This is a genomic window from Streptomyces sp. YIM S03343 (assembly GCF_054729195.1).
On record NZ_JBPUKX010000001.1, the window covers coordinates 5317251 to 5334147 of the forward strand.

A 16897-nucleotide genomic window follows, 5' to 3' on the forward strand; every position below is an offset into this window, starting at 1 on the left:
TTCGCCGGAGCATCCCGCCGGTCAGCGTAGTGACGTTCACGGGACTGGCCGGGCAGCGGCGTGGCGGCTGCGTGGAAGGCAGTTCAGGTGAGCTGGCGGCCGAGGTCGGTCAGGGACCGTGCGGTCGCCGAGAGCGGATAGCGGGCCGCGTTCGCGTAGCCCGCCTGCTGTAGGGCGGACAACAGGGCGGGAGAGGTGCGTAGCCGGTCAAGGTCACGGGCCAGGGCGGCGGGGTGGGTGAAGTCTGTGGCCATGCCGGAGGCGGCGAGGGCTTCGCTGAGGCCGGGTACGGGCTGGTGGATGACAGGCAGTCCGCAGGCTTGGGCCTCCAGGGCTACCAGGCCCATGGCCTCCAGCGTGGTGGACGGCATGACCAGTACGTCGTGTTCGGCGAACACCTTCCACAGTTGTGAGCGGCGGAGCCAGCCGAGGTAGCGGGCCCGCACGCCGGCCCGTTGGAGCAGTGGGGCCAGGGCGTGGAACTGGGCTCTGGGGGCGGCGATGCTCAGTTCGACTGCGGGCACAGGGGCCAGGCTCTTGACCAGGGTTTCTACGCCCTTCTCGGCTGTCAGCCGTCCTGCGTACAGCAGCCGCAGGTGGCTGGAGGAGGCGCGAGTGCGCCGGGTCGGCGGGTCGGTGAGCAGGCGGTCGGGGATTCCCCAGGGGATGTGGATGATCTTCCGGCGGTCGATCTGCGGGGCGAGCTTGAGGAGGCGGTCGGCCATGGCGTTTGTGGGCACCACGATGGCGTCTGCGGACCGGGCGGTCTCGCGCAGGACCTGGAGCTGGTCGTGGTGGGCCTCGGCGAAGATCAGGTCTGTGCCGTGGACCAGGGCGATACGGGGGTGCAGGGGTAGGGCACGGATCAGGGCGGGGGTGGCGCCGAAGGCGAGGTGCTGGAGGTGCACGACGCCGATCTGGGCTGGGTCGATCGCTGCCGCGAGAGCCGTTCGCAGGGCTGCGACGTAGCGGGCGAAGGCCGGGCCTTCCAGGCGCTTGTCTGCCACGGGCAGCAGGCTGAGTCCGGCGGGCATGCGGTGCCCGGGGCTGGAGCGTCCCAGCATGAACGCGCGGGCAGGGATGAGCGGGCAATCGCCGGTGTAGAGGTCGAGGAAGAGTTCGACGCTGCCGCCAGGGCTTCCGGCGGGCAGGTCGAGGAAGGTGGCTGCCAACGGCCCATTGGCCTCGTGGGGGCTCACTGGGCTCCTCCGGTGATCTCTTCGTAGAGGCGGGAGATGTCGATGCCGTCCGTCGCCGCGTACTTGGCGGGTTGCTGCTGATAGCTGGCCGGGGTGCCGTAGGCGGTGAGGAAGACGAGCTTGCCGAAGGTCATCCCTGGGTAGACGCGCACGGGTCGGGCTGCGCGGATCTCCAGGGTCCAGCGGATGGCGTGGCCTTGGTGGCCGAGCGGGGCCGAGACGTGGACCCAGATGCCGAGGGCGCCGATGGTTCGGTCACCGTTGAGCATCTGCGCGTACGACTCCGAGCCGGTCCTCTCCAGCGTGACGCCGAGGTAGAGCATCCCGGGTTGCAGCACCAGGCCGGTGGTGGGGATGGGCTGCTCGGTGAACGCGGCGGGGGTGGCGGCGTCGAGGTCACCGTCGCAGATGCGGAGCGTTTCGCCGAGGCGCCAGTCGTAGGCGTTCGGGGAGAGGCGAGCGGGATCGTACGGGTCGATGGTGATGTCGCCGGCCCGGACAGCGGTGGCGATGCTGGGTCCCGTGAGGATCACGACGGCACCGCCCGAAGTCCTGCGGCGTCGCGCCAGTAGGCCGACGGCTGAGGGCCCACGGCGGCCTGGTACTTGCCGCGGTAGAGGTCGATGGGGCCGGTGGAGACGAAGAACATGATCTGTCCGATCTTCATGCCCGCGTACACCCGCAGCGGGCGGGTCGGGGTGAGCATGAGGGTCCACTGACCGTGGAAGCCGATGTCGCCGATGGGGGCGGTGATTTCCACGAACAGGCCGAGTCGGCCGACGGACGAGCGGCCGAAGAGCAGCGGGACGAAGGTGTCGGAGCCGACCTCTTCGAGGGTGTGGCCGAGGTAGAGCTCGTGGGGCTGGAGGACGTGCCCGTCCGGGCCGATGGTGGTTTCGCGGGTGGGGTTGGGGTGGTGGGCGTCCAGGACATTGCTCGTGTAGGTGATCAGTGTGGGGCCGAGACGGACGTTGTAGCTGTTGGGGTTGACCTGGTCGGCGGCGAAGGGGGCGATGCGGAGGCGGCCGTCGTGGACGGCTGCCTCGATCTCGGGGCCGGTGAGGATCATCCCTTGCCTCCGTCCGTGGTGTCGGGAGCGGTGAGGACGTGCTGGATGGCCTGGTCCAGGCGCAGGCCGGCTTCATGCGTGCGTCCGCCGAGGTAGGTGTCGGCGATGTAATCGGTGGTCAGGACGGTGGTGATGGTGTCCGGCAGTGGATCGGGGGCGGTGACGAGCGGGCCGGTTTGGGCGGTCAGACGCGAGATCAGACCACTGAGGTCGCGGCGATCCGGCTCCGGAAGGTGGGCGTGCACCAGCTGGTTGGCGAACGGCTCGATGGAGAGCAGGTCGCCCAGGGTGAGGGTGTCGCCGAGCCGGACGGAGCGCAGCGCGGTGTCGTTGAGGATGACCGCATCTGCGCCAAGTGCTGTGCGTAGACGGAAGGTGAGGCTGAGGAGCAGGCCATGCCGGTCGACGGGCTGGTGGCGGAAGGCTGTCCCAACCGGTCCGAGGACCTCGTTCAGTTGATTCCCCACTTCGTCGATACGTGCCGTCACGTCTGCGAGTTCGGTGGGGACGGCACCTGAGGCGCGGTCTGGAAAGCGGGTGGTGCCAGCGCCCCAGCCCGCGCCGACAGGCATGGCGATTGCGTAGCCGTCGGCGAGTTCGCGGCCTTTGGTGACAAGGGTGTCTCCCGCGCGGAACGGGCCGTATTGGTCGCTGTGGCAGTGCCCGGCGAAGATCACGTCGAGGAACGGGCAGGCCGACGCCAGTTTGAGGTCCTCCTCGAACCCGGAATGGCTGAGCAGGACCCAGTCGTCCACTTCGTGATGGTGGGCGAGCATCAGCTCCCGCAGAGATCGGACGGGATCGGTGACGCGGTGGTTGGCTCGCTGCGCGGCGGGGATCGAGTGGAAAGCCTGCTGCCCGATCACGGCGGTCACTCCGACGCGCCGGTCACCCATTTCGGTGATGTGCAGGCGGCGGAAGAGCGCGTCGCCGGTCTCGGCGTGGACTGCGTTGGCACAGACGGTGAGTCGGTGGAGATCGGGTTCGAAGTGGTGAGGCCAGCCGTGGTTGCCCGGGGCCAACACGTCGTACAGCTTGAGTAGGATCGCGCGCTCGATCGTGCCCAGGGCGAGGCGGTAGTAGCCGGAGCCTTCGAAGAAGTCGCCGCAGTCCACGATGAGCGAGGTGGGGCGGAGCGCGTGGATGTGGGTCAGGAAGGGCCCGGCGTTGTCCAGGCTGGAGTGGACGTCGGTCGTGGCCATGATCTGGCGCAGGGTGCGTGTGCCGGTCATGGGGTGACCTCGCAGATGTCGGCGCCCAGGGTGTGGAGTTTGCCGGGCAGGTCGGCGTGGCCGCGGCGGAGCTGGTCGAGGCCGCCGACGGTCGTGACGCCTTGGGCGGTGAGGCCGGCGACCATGAGGGCGGAGCCGGTGCGGATGTCGGTGGCCTCCACACCCGTCCCGGTCAGTTGCTGGGGGCCGGACAGGCGGCACTCGGTGGGGGAGATCTCCTCGATGGCCGCGCCGAGGCGGGCCAGCTGGGGCAGCAAATTGCTGTGGCGGCCGGGGTTGATGGCGTCGGCGAACAGATGGGTGCCAGACAGGCCGAGGGCCAGCGCCATGAGCGGGGGTTCGAAGTCGGCGTCCAGGCCGCCAGGGCTGAGAGAGGCGATGGCCCGCAGAGGGCGGCTGATCGCGCGGGTGGCCTCAGCGCTCACGGTGAGAGTGTTCGCCTCGCTGCTGGCGGAGATCCCCAGCTGGTGCAGGGCCGCCACGAGCGTGCCCAGGTCGTCGGCACGCGCGCCCTCGATGCGCGCATTGCCGCCGGTTGCGGCGACTGCGCAGGCCAGCGTCCCTGCCTCGACCTTGTCTCCCGGCACCACCCAGGTGGTGTCGTTCGGTGCCGAGGACGGCGGCGAGAGGGCGAGCATGCGTGCGCTGGCCCGGGTCTCCCAGCCTGCCGTATGTAGGGCATCCAGCACGCACAACACCTCTGGTGAGAGATTGGGCTCTCCCAACCGCAGTGGCCGCCCGGTCGTGACGGCCCGGAGCATGGCGGCCACCGTCGCACCGCGCGAGCGGAACGGCAGCACCAGGGCGACGGTGCCGGTCCGGGGCGCGGTGGCCTCGACGCGGTATCCGGCATCGTCCACAACGCTCCTGTCGCCGAACGCTTCGTACACCTTGAAGTGCAGATCCATCCCGCGCGCGCCGATCTGGCAGCCTCCCGGCCACGGCAGCCGGGCTTCGCCGTGCCGGGCGAGCAGGGCGGGAACCAGGTAGTACGAGGCCCGGATACGGGCGGCCTGCGGCAGGTCGGGGTAAGCGTGTCGGCTCTCGGTTGGCAGGATCACCGCAGCGGTCGGCTCCCCGACGGGCTGTGCGACGTGCCAGCCCGCCTGCTGCAGCAGCGAAAGCATGATCTGCACGTCCGTGTTGGCCGGGAGGTTGCTCAGCCTCATCGGACGGTCGAGGGCTGCCGCGGCGGCCAGTAGCGGGAGGGCAGCGTTCTTGGAGCCGTCGACGGTCACGCTGCCGGTGAGCGGTCGACCGGGGCGTACGGCGATCACCTTGGCGGCCACGCCAGGGACGCGGGTGCTCGTCATCAGCAACTCCTTTGCAAGGGAAGGGAGAAGGCGATCTCCTGGTCCGGGTTGGTGGGCAGGTCGATCTCGGCCCAGCAGCGCTTCCCGAGCGTCGTGGGCTCGATGCCGTGTCGGTCTGTGAGAACGGCGACGAGGAACAGTCCCCGGCCGCTCTCGCTGTACGGGTCCGGGAGACCGGGCTGCGGCAGCACCGGGCAGGTGTCAGAGACCTCGATGCGTAGTGCGGTCTCGTCGAGGCGGACGGACAGAGAGACCGGGTCGGTGCCGGCGTGTCGGACCGCATTGGTGACGAACTCGCTGATCACGAGCGCGGCGGTGTGCACCACCCCAGCGGTGAGCACCGCACCCCAGCCCTCTATCGCGTCCACGGCCTGGTGCCGGGCGGTGGTGACCGCGGTCGGTGTGGCGGGGACGGAGAGAACGAACTGGCGCGCTGTCACGAGCTGCCTCCTGGATCGGTGCGGCTGCTCTACGCAACCGCTCCGGAGCCAGTCGGGACCACGTTGCGTGCTGGGGCTGCATCACCTATGCAGGAGTTGCATCGCGGCCAATCACCCCTCGGTTACGCTCGGTTGAGCAGGCAGGATCGGCGACGGCAGAAGGAACCGTGGCGCAGATGGCCGACGCACAGAGTGAAGCGAGACGGATCGGTGAAGTGATCCGTCAGGCACGCGTGTTACAGCGGCGTTCGCAGAAAGAAGTTGCCGCCGCACTGGGTTACCACCAGTCGAAGGTGAGCCGTCTGGAAAGCGGCATCGGCACGGAGGACGTACGTGTTCTGCGTGAGATCGCGCAGGTACTGGACATTTCGCTGCGGCGGCTCGGCCTCGCCCACGTCCCTGAAGCCAGCCCCGCCGACCCTGGAACCGAGGACATGCACCGCCGTACTCTCCTTGCCGCAGGTGTAGCCGCGCTCGCGGCTCCGCCGTCGTCGACTGCAGCGCATCACGACCTGATCCAGGTCCTGCTTCCGGGCACGAGCCCCGGCGTCACCGGTCAAGCCTTGGGCATCGACGAGCTTCGGGAGCGGGCACGGGCCGTGCGCCGGATGTTCTGCGTGTGCGACTACGCGGAACTGGAGCAGGCCCTGCCGGGACTGATCGCCGACCTGCGCCAGGCCGCCAGCGCCTCCTCCGGCTCGGAGGAGGCGTCCGGGTTGCTCGCGGCCGCCTACCAGACGTCGGTGAGCCTGTTGCTGAAGCGAGCAGATCAGGGCAACGCCTGGCTCGCGGCTGGCCGGGCCATGGCCGAGGCGGAGCGGTCCGGGGATCCGGTCGTCCTTGCCGCCAGTGTTCGCGTTCACGCCCACGTTCTCGTGCGGGAGAAGCACACCGCCCAGGCCGTGAACATGGTCCGCCACACCGTCGACCAGCTCAGCGGCTCCTACGACCAGCGCTCGCCGCGGCACCTGGCAGCGGTAGGTCTGCTGTTGCTCCGCGGGGCGACCGCCGCCAGCAGAAACGGCGACCGCGACACCACCCAGGACTTCCTCACCGAGGCCAAGGAGGTGGCTCGCTACGTCTCCTTCGACCGGCCGGACGCCTGGGCCAACTTCAGCCCCACCAACGTCGCCCTGCACGAGGTCAGCGCGGCCGTTTCCTTCGGCGACGCCGGCATTGCCCTGCAGACTGCACGGCCCCTCATGCGGCGCCACATTCCCGTCCCAGAGCGCCGGGCCGCGCTCTGGGTGGAGACCGCGCGCGCCTACAGTCAGCAGGGCAGACTCGCCGACGGCTACCAGGCCCTGCGTATCGCCGAGAGCTGTGCGGCACAGGACGTGCGCCGCCCGGCAGTGCGTGAACTGGTCGCCGACATGGCAGCCCGCGACCGCCGCCGGGCATTGCCCGAGCTGCACCACTTCAGTCGCCAACTGGGAGTGCCCGCGTGAGTGATGAGCACGACAAGCCGTTCCTCCAGATCGTGGTCTGCGCGGCCGGGGTCGCCGTCGACGTCGGTCGGCTGATCACCGCAGCGCAGGAGCGGCACTGGGACGTCGGGGTCGTCGCGACCCCGCAAGGACTCGGCTTCCTGGATGCGGAGGCGGTCGAGGCCCAGACCGGCCGCCCCGTCCGCTCAGCCTGGCGGTCACTGGGGGAGCCGCGCCCGACTCGGCCTGCGGACGCGATCGCGGTCGCCCCGGCCACGTTCAACACGGTCAACAAGTGGGCCGCGGGGATCTCAGACAATCTCGCCCTGGGCATCCTGTGCGAAGCGCCAGCCATGGGGGTACCGGTGGCCGTGCTGCCGTATCTGAACTCTGCCCAGGCCGCCCATCCCGCCTACCGGCAGAGCCTGGACCGGTTGCGTGAGATGGGCGTCCTGATTGGCTCGTACGAGCCGCATAGGCCAAAGGCTGGCGGCGGGGCCGACCGTTATCGCTGGGAGGAAGTGCTGGAGCTGCTTGCTCCCAAGTTGTCCGTGCGGTCGTGATCAGCGCTGCCGTGCTTGCTGCGGGTGCGCGGTCGGGACGGCTGTTGCTTCGTGGGCCCGAGTGCTGGGGCGCTGGGCTGCGATTTCGCCCCGTGCCGCGCTGCGTGCCTGTGCCGCGCGTGCGCGGGGACTGGGCGTCGGCCTTGCGCTGAGACGCTGCATGCGCCACGCCAGTGTTCGTGCGGGGGAGCGGGCGTCGTCCAGGGCACGCTGATCGGCGGCCTGCTGGAGGAGGCATTGCGGGTCGTGGCCTGCTGCTTCGACCTCGGTGAGGACGGTGGTGAGGGCCTCGAAGGCAGGGTCTTCGATGACCTGCTCGGCATGCTCCGGTACCGCCTGCTGTACGTAGCGGACATGCCGGTCCACGGTCTTCTGAGGCGGTCGACGCAGGGCAAGAGCAGCCAAGGGTGCGGCTGCGGCCTCATCGTATGCGGCTTGGAGGTGGAGCAGGGTCTGGTGGGATGCGGCGACTTGCTGGTCGTGGTGGTGGAGCTGGTGCCAACGGGCGGCGGCGATGACGACGAGGATCGCGGCGTCCAGGAACATCGCCAGGGTGGCGCCGTCCTTAGGGGTGGGCTCGCGGAGCATGGCTCGTACGGCGCTGCGTAGTGCTCGGCCATGGTGATACTCGGCCTGAATGCGGGAGCGGGTGACGCGATCGAACGCCGAGGCCGCTTCCCGGAGTTGCGACCGAAGAGATTGGGGTGCGAGGAGGGGGAGGGCGTCGAGGGCTTCACCGAAGGCGACGAGGTGGGCCTGGGAGGCTTGGTCGTCGGTCCGGTCCAGGTGGCGGGGGATGCGTTCTGCGGAAGTGGTGGCCTGGTGCCAGGGGTTGGGCCTGCGCCGGCCCGGCTGGCCAGCCGATTGCGGCGGCTCGATACTTTCCAGGCGCTTGAGGATTTTGGGGAAGGACAGATCCGGGGCGAGTTCGGAACCGGAGAACCAGACGGGCTCCTTGTTGGCGGTGGTGGTGTCTTCGGCGGCGACCTTGTATCCGCGGACGTCTCCCGAAGGGAAGTACACGATCTCGACGAGCATGGCGTCGATGTGGCTGAGCAGGTGGACGAACTCCTCCATGCTGGAGGCGGCGGCCACGGCGGTGCGGACGGTAGTACGCAGGCGTTCGCGGGCTGGCTTGTCGTGACCGGACCGGCGGGCCTTTTCCCGCTCGGCGCGGGTGGGCCGCCTCGCAGCCGTGCGGTCCCCGCGCGCAACCTGGAACAGGCCGTATTCCTTCTCGATGGCGGCGAGTTCGCGGTCGGCGGTGAGGTAGTCGTTCCAGTGCCGTGCAGTGCGCACATCCGCGCGGACCTTGGTAGCGGCGATGTGGATGTGGTCGGGGGCGTGGCGGACTGCGACCCAACGGCAGCCGTCCGGGTCTCCGACGGGTGCGATGCCGGTCGCCGCGACGACCCGGCGGGCGATGGCGGCCCACTCCCCGTCGCTAAGGATGCGGTCGTCGGGTGCAGCACGGATGGAGCAGTGCCACACGTGCTTCTCGGGGGCGCGGCCGAGCCGCCGGGCCTGCTTGACGTGCAGGTCCAGGTCCGCCACGAGGAGCCTCCTGGTGGCGTCGATGTCGTCGGAGCAGCCGGGATCGGGGGCGAAGCCGTCCCAGGAGGCGACCAGGTGCGGGTCGGTGTGGTCCTTGGCCTTCTTCGTATCGAATAGATACCCGATCAGGCCCGCGGTTTCCTTGCCGCTGCCGATCTTTGCGATCATCAGGCCGCCTTCTTGGAGACGGCTTGGTTCGCGGCGGTCGCTATGTGGCGGATGGTGGCGCCGGCTGCGGTGAGGGTCTGTTCGGCCTGGGCCAGGACGGCGGAGTCCCCAGGATGTGGATGGCCGCCGGAGTTGAGCTTCTTGGCGATCTGGTTGATGTTGTGGCCGATCTTGGCGACCTCGCCACGCAGGGCGGTCAGTTCGTCGATGTAGTCGTCCAGCGGAGTGCGCTGGCCGGGCAGACCGAGGTCGCCCTGGACGTGGGCCATGACGACGGCGCCGACGTAGTGGGCGCCAGCGATGTTCAGCGAGCGGGCCATGCGCAGGATGTCCTTCTTCTCGTCGACGCTGTAGCGGGCGTCGACACGCTCCTTGCGTTGGCCGTTCGGATCGGGCTTGCGGCGTCGAGCGACACGATGCAGCGTGGCGGCTTCGGCGGCACGTGGCAGCGCGACGGCGGCGGTCTCGGCCGGCTGTTCCCCCTCGGGTGCCCCCTGGCGCCCGAGAGCCTCCGCCACCCCCGGGGCGGAGGTTTCGCCGCTGCGACCGTCCTTGGACGGTCCAGCGGGATACCTTGCTGCCCGGCGCTGGGAGTTAGAAGCGGCGTTGTTGTCGTGCACGGTGGTGCTCCCGATGTTTGTGGGCGGGATGCGTCGCGTCCGTCGCATCCGTTGCGTAGCTGGTCACCGCAGGTACGGACGCGGGTGGTGGTACGGAGGAGTCCGTCCCGAGGGCCGCATCCGTCCCCGCGCTGAGCTGCGCGGGGACGGATGCGACGGAGACGGACGGATACGTAGCCGGTGGGTTCAGCGGGTCCGTTTGGGTCCGCCCAGGCCGCCGGGCGGGCCGATGGGAAGGGCTCCCGCAGGAGTGGTTGGTGGCGTGTGCTGCGGTGGGAGCGCGGGTGTCAGGTGGTGCGACTGGCGGTCGGCTGCGGGCTCGGTGGTGGGTTCGGGGCAGTAGCGGGCCCAGATGTCCAGGAACCTGTTGCGCGTGTACGCCTTGGCCTGGCGGCCGTCGAAGCGGTGGTTGGCCGAGCTGATGCCGAAGTCCCGTAGCAGGTTGCCGAGGTGGTAGGCGTTCAAGCCGTTGGTGCCGTACTCGGCCCATGGGGCTTCGGAGTCCTGGAGGAGAGCGGCGAGCACGTCCTGGGTGCGTACGACCTCCGTCCCCGCCGCGTCGAAGACGCGTCGGATGTCGTGCAGGAGCCGCGTCTTGAGGGTGGTCTGCTCGTCCTGGAGGACCTCGCTGCGGGTCATGGTCAGGCAGGCCGCCCGGGCCTGCTCGGGCCAGTGGCCACAGGCCAGGTCGGCGACGGTCACCAGGGGCTCCCAGGTGTCCGCGGCCCGGTCCTCGACCGGCATCTGCGGCACCAGTTGGGCGGCGGTACTCCGGAGCGGGGCCAGCCAGGCGGTCAACTTATCTCGTACCGCGTTCAGTTCGGGCACCGATGTGCGTGAGCGGAACGGCGTGATGCGCTCGCCGGGCTTGCGCTTCTGCATGCGCAGCACGACCGCGCGGTCCATGATCGTGTCGGGCAGGTCACCGATGCCGGCGAGGGCGGCCATGGAGAAGGTGGGGAACGAGACGGGTTTCTGCTCGGGGCCGGAGATCCGCCAGGCGGGGCGGTTGCGCTGATGGCCGGCGTTCAGCAGGCCGCGCAGGTCCTCCTTGTCGCCTGCCTTGGGGCCGAAGATGGTGTCGGCCTCGTCCACCAGCAGCGTGGGCGGGTTCTTCCCGATGACGCGGAAGACGACGGCGGGGGAGGTGTTGACCGTCATCATCGGCCTGTGCACCGTCTCGTGGAGGACATCCAGCAGGCGGGACTTACCGCACCCCTTCGTCGGTCCCACGACGGCGAGCCGTGGTGCGTGCTGGAGAACGGACTGGATGTGCGTGGCCGCCACCCACAAGGTCACCGCGGTCAGTGCTTCCTCGCTCGGCAGCACCACGTATCGGGCGATGGCTGCGCGCAGTTCGTCCAGCACGACAGCACCGTCACCGGCGGTCCCGGTCCCCGCGCGGTCTCCGGTCCCCGAACCGTTGTCGGGGACCACGGTCCCCGCCTGCTCGGTCCCCGGTCCAGGTCCGCCGGTCCCCGACCCCGAGTGGGGACCGGTCCCCACCGTTTGCGCGCTTCGGGGACCGGTCCCCGCGTCGGTCTCCCAGGGACCGTCGTCACGGCCCCCGGTCCCCAGGCCGCTCACCAGCTTGTTTCCCCGGTTCGTCGCTGTTCGGTCCCCACCTTGCAGGGACCGTGGGCGGGGACGGTCCCCGCCCACAGGGGACCGGGGACCGAACCCGTCGCGGGGACCGTGCTCGGTCCCCGCCTCGTCGTCGGGACGGTCCCCGTGCTGGTCCCCGACGGTGGGACTGCCGGTCCCCGCATCCGGGGACGGCACATCCGGGGACGGTGTACCCGCCGGGGACGCGGGGACCGAGAAGAACGTGCCCTGACCGGGGATGGCGACTGCGGGCCAGTCGATCTTGCGGCCAGTGCTGGGGGCGGGGTACGTAGAGTCCTCCATAGGCATTCCTCTCTGGTGGGCCAGGACTGGCAAGGTCCAAACCCACCGAGTCATCGTTCAAGGACGGACGGTCAGTTGAGGGAGCTGTGGCCCTTGGCGTTGGCGCGTCGAGGGCCGGTCTGCATCCGCGGGGTCATGCGGTGAGGTCGTACGGCGCCTGCCGGTCGAGCCAGGCGTCGACCTCGCGCCAGCGGTAGCGCAGGTGCCTGCCGACCTTCAGCGCGGTCGGGCCGGTGCCCCGGTACTTCCACTGGTACAGCGTCTTCACCGGCACCCCGAGATAGGCGGCGACATCGGCCGGGGACGCGAGCGCGCCGCGTTCACGGGCAGCGGATTGCTCCGGGCGGTTGGACAAAGAGGTCTCCTATTCGGATACGGCAGAGAGCGCGCCTCGGGCGCATTTCGCCCCAGCGGCCAGCACCATGGGTGAGCGGGGCCGGATAACCGTAATGGCAAAAGGCCGGTCGACCAAAGAGTGCCGGATTCCGGCACCCCAAATCAGGATGAATTCCGACCCTTGACTCCAGGTGCTCTGCTTCGCGACCAAGCTGAACAACCAGGCAGGACAGCTTGCCGCCGTAGCCGGCTGGCTACGTGACCATCGGGACGGCGAGAGGAGCACTGCAACTGAAGGCCGAGGACCGGCGTTGAATACCGCCCCCTCCCCAAAAACTCGGGGCTTCGACTTCTGAAGAGTTTTAGAACCAACTCTTGCCAAGCTCTCCTTTCCCAAGTTACAGATACGCCTCGTGGCTTCGGGGCGCATAGGGCCCGACCAGTCCGGTAACCGGCCTACGGCTGGGAAAGGATCTTGATGGCACGCGTATGGATAGAGGACCGCAACGGGCACGCGGCGTACGACAAAGCAGTGGCCGCAGCCCGGAAGGTCGGCCGTACACCGCCCGGCCGCTACCGCGTGCGGTGGTACGACCCCAACGGCAACCCGAAGATGAAGACGTTCGCCCGCAAGATCGATGCCGAAGCCGAACGCACGCGGATGGAGTCGCGTCTCGGCGACGGTTCGTACCGTGACCCGGCCGCCGCCCGTGTGAAGTTCGCAGAGCTGGCCGAGTCATGGCTCGCTGCGCAGATCCATCTCAAGCGTTCAACCCGCAATCGCTACCGCGGAGTTCTCGATGTCCACGTGCTGCCGAAGTGGGGTGCGACACCGCTCGACCGCATCCACTTCGAGGACATCGGCGAGTGGCTCGCGGACCTGCTGTCCGGCGAGGCGACCGGCGGTCGGAAGCTCAGCCCGCTGTCGGTTCGGAAGGTGTACGTCGTTCTCAGCCGCGTCCTGGGTTACGCGGTCAAGTCCCGCCGCCTGGCGGCCAATCCAGCCGTCGGTGTGCCATTGCCGAAGGCCGCGCCGGCGGACCACGTCTACCTCGACGACATGCAGGTCGACGCACTGGCCAATGCGGCAGGCGTCTATCGGGTGTTCATCCTGCTGCTGGCCTACACCGGCCTGCGCTGGGGTGAGGCGTCCGCGCTGAAGGTGGGCCGCGTCGATCTCGATGCCTGTCGGGCGCACATCGTCGAGGCGTACGGCGAGGACAACGGCAGGCTCTACCTCGACTCTCCGAAGAACCACGAGCGCCGGTCCGTGCCCATCCCGAAGTCCTGGCGGAGGAGTTGAAGCCGCATGTCGAGGGGCGGGAGGACGACGCGCTGCTCTTCACGTCTCCGCAGCGCGGCCCGCTCCGCGCCCGCAACTTCCGGCAGCGCTTCTTCGCGCCGGCGGTCGCGAAGGCCGGGCTGGGCCACCTCAATGTCACGCCGCACAAGTTGCGCCACACGGCGGCCTCGCTCGCCATCGCCAGCGGAGCGGACGTCAACGTCGTCCAGTCGATGCTCGGCCACAAGTCCGCGACCCTGACGCTGGACACGTACGGGCACCTCTTCCCCGACCGGCTGGACGAGGTTTCCAAGAAGATGCACAGGCGCCGGACCAAGCAGCTGGCCAAGGCGAAGGCCAGGCTGGAGAAGGCGGAGAGGAAGGCTCGTGAGGCCGCCGAGGCGGTGATCGCGCTGGAGGGGGACGTCGTGTGATGTGTGCCTGATCCGTGCCGGAGAGCTGATAAGCAGAGGGGCGCCTCACCGCGCGTCACGCGGCGGGGCGCCCCTTGCGTCTTCCGCGGATCAGGTCGGCCTCGGGCGGCGGGCTTCCCGCCTGGCCCTGTCCATCGCCGCGGCGGTCTCGTCCTGGGCCAGCCGCTCGATGTGCTCGGGCACCTCCCGCTCGTCGAGTACGAACAGCCTGCCAGCGGCGAGATGCGTGGTCGTCTTCCAGCCGAGACGGCCTCCTGCTTCGCGAGCGGCACGTCGTACGTCGCTCAGCTCACCCATGTCCGCGAGGTCGTCGCCGTCGAGGATCAGCTGCCCGTAGTAGCCCTCGTACTGCGGCTTCAGGACGGCCCGCATCATCGACTCAAGCCGGTCGACCAGCCTCTCGTGCCGGCGCCGGGCCAACTCGTCCTTGGCGGGCATCGCACAGCTCCCCACGCTCTGCCCGCAGCCGCATGTGTGCCATATGTGTGCTGCAAGCGCAGAAGCCCTCCCGTCCGCTGGACGGAAGGGCTCCTGACCTGGTGTTTTGCTGTGCCCCCGGCAGGATTCGAACCTGCGACACCCGCTTTAGGAGAGCGGTGCTCTATCCCCTGAGCTACGAAGGCAGGGATGCGTGGGTGAAGGTTGGGAATCTGCCCGAAGTGGGCGGATTTCTGCCCCTCAGGGCCCTGGCATCCACAGGGTGCCTCGCCGAGGCGGGGCACCGAACACAGTCTAGCGGGTGTCGGCGGTAGGCCGAGGCGCCGTGGTCGATCAGGTGCGCGTCTGCGGCCGGCGTAGTGAGCGGTGGTGAGTGGTCAAGTGATACTCGCTGCCGCCCGTTTGTTCTGATCATCATCGGTCGTGCGCGCCGATGGCGTTGCGCAGGGCGCCAAGGGCGGGCTTCGCGCTTCCGTCGGCGCGGCGCAGGCCGTAGAAGTTCTCCCTTGAGGACGTGTCGGTACCGAGGTCGCGATCGGTGTACCAGAACAGTGCATCCACGTGCGGGGTCACGAGCGCGGTGCGTACCGCGTCCGCCGCGATCGCGGCCTGACGCTGCTCGGTCACGTGGGTCGTCGTCGGGCCGATCGTCTTCGGCCGCCCGTCCGACGCGGTGCCGGGGCCATCGGTCGGTGCTCCGAACTCGGTGATCCACACGGGCATGCCGGGTGTGCCGTACCTGGACAGCACGCCCTCCAGACTGTCGGGCGTACCGTCGATCCGTTCCCATGGGGTTCCCCATCGCGTGCGGGTGCTCGCAAGGTAGGGGTACGTGTACGGGTGGTAGCCGATGGCGTCGACCAGTCGGTTGCCGCCGCGCGCCGACACGGCTGCGAGGAAATCGGTCTGCGAGATGTTCCCGCCTTGCGTATGTGTCGCGGCGAGCCCACCGAGGATCACATACGCCGACGGGTCCTCGCGTGTCAGCGCTTGGCGCGTTGCCCGGAGCAGCGTCGTATAAGCGGCCGCATCGGGCTCGGGCTTCCAGAAAAGGGACAAATTCGGTTCGTTCCAGATTTCCCACGTGTGAATGCCGGACGGTGCGTAGCGTGCGGCAGCGGCCGCCGCGAATGTGGCGAAGGCCTTTGGATCGGCGGGATGGCATTTTTCGCTGGCGCAGCCCGTCGGACGTGCCCACTTCGGTGTATAGGCGAGAACGGGCAGCACTGTGAGGGAGCGCTTTGAGGCCGCTGCGACGACACGGTCGAACTGGTCCCACCTGTACCTCGCCGGTGTGTCGGGCTGGATGTCCTGCCATGACAGGTCGGCTCGCACCCAGCGTGCTCCCACATCGACGGCGTCGTCGAGCGCGGCGCCGAGGTCGTTGTCGGACATCCAGACGAGACGATGACCGTACGCGATACCGAGCCGCAGCTGCGGCGGGCCGGCTTTCGTGCAGGCTGTGGTCAGGAGCGCCATGACCTCACATGTGATCAATGCCAGCGCGGCGGCCAATAGGCGAGCCAACAGGCGATGCCGATTGCGGTTTTTCGACATATCCAACAGGTTAAGGTGGATGGGCTTGTCACTTGGAGCGCGGGATCGTCGATTCAACCGTTCGTGCCGAATTTCCGGGTGAATTTCCGGGTGCCGCCCGTTGCTCTGTCGGAGTGTCTGGTGAAGACGTCGGCGGCTGTCTGGGACAGGCGCAATGTCCCAGCGCCGGAGAAGCGCACCGCTTCGGCAAGGGCGGGAAGCGGATCGTCCAGGCACAGCCATGCCCGCTCCGTACCACGTCGGGGCAGCACCGCTTCCGGCATTCTGTGCTCACGCCTGGCGCTGGCGGCAGCCGAGGGCAGATCGAGCTGACCGAGCACAAATATCCGGCCGTTCCTCTGCGGCGCCCTCGGTATCGGTTGGCCTGTGAGGTCCAAGTACATCGCGCGGACCACGTCTGTTCCGTGCCAGGTCTCGAACAACCGGAACTGTGCCCCGATGCGGGGGTTGAAATCGACGAGTTTGTAGCGGCCGTCACGCCGATCGAAACGCCAGTCGAGATCCGCGATGCCGCTGTAGCCGATCCGCTGGCACAGGTCCCTGGCCAACCGGGCGAGCTGCGGGTTCGGGCAACTCCGGGCTCGTGTGGTCGGTCCGGCGTACGGCGGCCAGGAACGCACCTTGTAGCCGGTGAAGACTGCCCGGGCCACACCTTGTCGGTCACAGTAGAGGTGGGTGATCCAGTCCTCGGCCACCTGGTCCGGAATGTACTCCTGGGCCAGCACCGAGGGCGTCTCGCGCGACCCGAGGCGAGCGAGCAACTCGTCCTCGTTTCTTATCACGGTGGTGGAACCCACGATCGGCGCACTGAGCCGGGTGAATGCCTCCCGATTCTTCAGGACGAGGGGGTACCCCCAATCACGTCCGAGTTTGACGAGTTCCTCACGATCGGCAGGTGCGTAGGACCGCGGTGCCGGCACGTCATTGTCGATGCAGATACGGAAAAGACCTTCCTTGCTGGCCAGCTTGCGGGGCAGCGCCGGAGGAACCGGGGGCAGGATGAACTGCTCGGAGAGGGCGTCGGCGTGCTCGGCGAGCAGGACAGCGGCCTCGTCGTCCGTCGACAGGGCGACTGCCCTGCGGCCGATCGCGTGGCCGAACCGCAGCAGCAGCGAGGGGAGTTCTCGGGGGTCCTTCAGGACGGTCGGCGGCAGGTCGAAACGACCCGCAAGGTGACGGGACAGCGCCATCGGGGTGAAGCGGTCCTCGACCATGGCATACACCGGTACTCCCGCTCTGCCCAGGGTTCTGAGCACACCGAGACCTCCGTGCTGCTGCGGAGCGGGGACCACCCTCACCAGCAGTGCAGGCACCTCGTGATTCATGATGGCTCCTGTTCGTCGGTCAGTGCGTTCCG

General features: G+C 68.8%; 17 protein-coding genes and 1 tRNA gene. 4 read left to right on the forward strand and 14 right to left on the reverse strand.

Annotated elements, in window-relative coordinates; translation table 11 throughout:
• Positions 1-83: 83 nt before the first annotated feature.
• Genes ACSYGN_RS23285 through ACSYGN_RS23310 form a run of 6 tightly spaced genes read right to left on the reverse strand, consistent with a single transcriptional unit; the run spans position 84 to position 5253 of the window.
• Positions 84-1199: a glycosyltransferase family 4 protein gene (locus ACSYGN_RS23285; RefSeq protein ID WP_460398646.1), complete on the reverse strand. Its 1116-nt coding sequence runs from the start codon at positions 1197-1199 to the stop codon at positions 84-86.
• Positions 1196-1732 (reverse strand): dCTP deaminase, encoded by a 537-nt coding sequence (locus ACSYGN_RS23290; protein WP_460398648.1) that lies wholly within the window; start codon positions 1730-1732, stop codon positions 1196-1198. The genes ACSYGN_RS23285 and ACSYGN_RS23290 overlap by 4 nt, the downstream gene beginning before the upstream one ends.
• Entirely contained in the window at positions 1729-2268 is a 540-nt protein-coding gene (gene dcd, locus ACSYGN_RS23295) for a dCTP deaminase (RefSeq protein WP_460398650.1), read from the reverse strand. The genes ACSYGN_RS23290 and dcd overlap by 4 nt, the downstream gene beginning before the upstream one ends.
• Positions 2265-3500, reverse strand: coding sequence for a bifunctional UDP-sugar hydrolase/5'-nucleotidase (locus ACSYGN_RS23300; protein ID WP_460398652.1), 1236 nt, complete (start codon positions 3498-3500; stop codon positions 2265-2267). Before ACSYGN_RS23300 ends, dcd begins: the two co-directional genes overlap by 4 nt.
• Positions 3497-4813, reverse strand: coding sequence for a UDP-N-acetylglucosamine 1-carboxyvinyltransferase (locus ACSYGN_RS23305; protein WP_460398654.1), 1317 nt, complete (start codon positions 4811-4813; stop codon positions 3497-3499). Before ACSYGN_RS23305 ends, ACSYGN_RS23300 begins: the two co-directional genes overlap by 4 nt.
• Positions 4813-5253, reverse strand: a complete 441-nt coding sequence (locus ACSYGN_RS23310; RefSeq protein ID WP_460398656.1) for an ATP-binding protein — start codon at positions 5251-5253, stop codon at positions 4813-4815. Before ACSYGN_RS23310 ends, ACSYGN_RS23305 begins: the two co-directional genes overlap by 1 nt.
• Before the next feature lie 176 nt (positions 5254-5429).
• Here ACSYGN_RS23310 and ACSYGN_RS23315 point away from each other — a divergent pair, with 176 nt between their 5' ends.
• Both ACSYGN_RS23315 and ACSYGN_RS23320 read left to right on the forward strand, forming a co-directional pair.
• Positions 5430-6701: a helix-turn-helix domain-containing protein gene (locus ACSYGN_RS23315; protein WP_460398658.1), complete on the forward strand. Its 1272-nt coding sequence runs from the start codon at positions 5430-5432 to the stop codon at positions 6699-6701.
• Positions 6698-7243, forward strand: coding sequence for a flavoprotein (locus ACSYGN_RS23320; RefSeq protein ID WP_460398660.1), 546 nt, complete (start codon positions 6698-6700; stop codon positions 7241-7243). Before ACSYGN_RS23315 ends, ACSYGN_RS23320 begins: the two co-directional genes overlap by 4 nt.
• On the opposite strand, the gene ACSYGN_RS23325 is transcribed toward ACSYGN_RS23320, so the two are convergent.
• The 4 genes from ACSYGN_RS23325 to ACSYGN_RS23340 form a co-directional block, all read right to left on the reverse strand.
• Positions 7244-8965, reverse strand: coding sequence for a relaxase/mobilization nuclease domain-containing protein (locus ACSYGN_RS23325; protein ID WP_460398662.1), 1722 nt, complete (start codon positions 8963-8965; stop codon positions 7244-7246).
• Positions 8965-9483, reverse strand: coding sequence for a plasmid mobilization relaxosome protein MobC (gene mobC, locus ACSYGN_RS23330; RefSeq protein WP_460398664.1), 519 nt, complete (start codon positions 9481-9483; stop codon positions 8965-8967). The genes ACSYGN_RS23325 and mobC overlap by 1 nt, the downstream gene beginning before the upstream one ends.
• A 288-nt stretch (positions 9484-9771) precedes the next feature.
• Positions 9772-11022 (reverse strand): DUF3631 domain-containing protein, encoded by a 1251-nt coding sequence (locus ACSYGN_RS23335; RefSeq protein WP_460398666.1) that lies wholly within the window; start codon positions 11020-11022, stop codon positions 9772-9774.
• Between the two features lie 604 nt (positions 11023-11626).
• Positions 11627-11848 (reverse strand): helix-turn-helix transcriptional regulator, encoded by a 222-nt coding sequence (locus ACSYGN_RS23340; protein ID WP_460398668.1) that lies wholly within the window; start codon positions 11846-11848, stop codon positions 11627-11629.
• Positions 11849-12307: 459 nt separating this feature from the next.
• Between ACSYGN_RS23340 and ACSYGN_RS23345 the strand changes: the two genes are divergently transcribed.
• Both ACSYGN_RS23345 and ACSYGN_RS23350 read left to right on the forward strand, forming a co-directional pair.
• Entirely contained in the window at positions 12308-13132 is an 825-nt protein-coding gene (locus tag ACSYGN_RS23345; RefSeq protein ID WP_460398671.1) for a tyrosine-type recombinase/integrase, read from the forward strand.
• Positions 13129-13545 carry a tyrosine-type recombinase/integrase gene (locus ACSYGN_RS23350; RefSeq protein WP_460398673.1) on the forward strand — a complete coding sequence of 139 codons (417 nt, stop codon included), beginning with the start codon at positions 13129-13131 and terminating at the stop codon, positions 13543-13545. The genes ACSYGN_RS23345 and ACSYGN_RS23350 overlap by 4 nt, the downstream gene beginning before the upstream one ends.
• Before the next feature lie 90 nt (positions 13546-13635).
• Here ACSYGN_RS23350 and ACSYGN_RS23355 read toward each other — a convergent pair whose 3' ends face one another.
• From ACSYGN_RS23355 to ACSYGN_RS23370, 4 genes are all read right to left on the reverse strand, one after another.
• Entirely contained in the window at positions 13636-13983 is a 348-nt protein-coding gene (locus tag ACSYGN_RS23355) for a hypothetical protein (protein WP_460398675.1), read from the reverse strand.
• A 112-nt stretch (positions 13984-14095) separates the two neighbouring features.
• Positions 14096-14168 (reverse strand) — tRNA-Arg (locus tag ACSYGN_RS23360).
• A 229-nt stretch (positions 14169-14397) separates the two neighbouring features.
• Positions 14398-15540 carry a cellulase family glycosylhydrolase gene (locus ACSYGN_RS23365; protein ID WP_460398677.1) on the reverse strand — a complete coding sequence of 381 codons (1143 nt, stop codon included), beginning with the start codon at positions 15538-15540 and terminating at the stop codon, positions 14398-14400.
• A gap of 53 nt (positions 15541-15593) precedes the next feature.
• A complete protein-coding gene (locus tag ACSYGN_RS23370; RefSeq protein WP_460398679.1) occupies positions 15594-16865 on the reverse strand; it encodes a carboxylate--amine ligase in 1272 nt (423 codons plus the stop codon).
• Between the last annotated feature and the right edge of the window lie 32 nt (positions 16866-16897).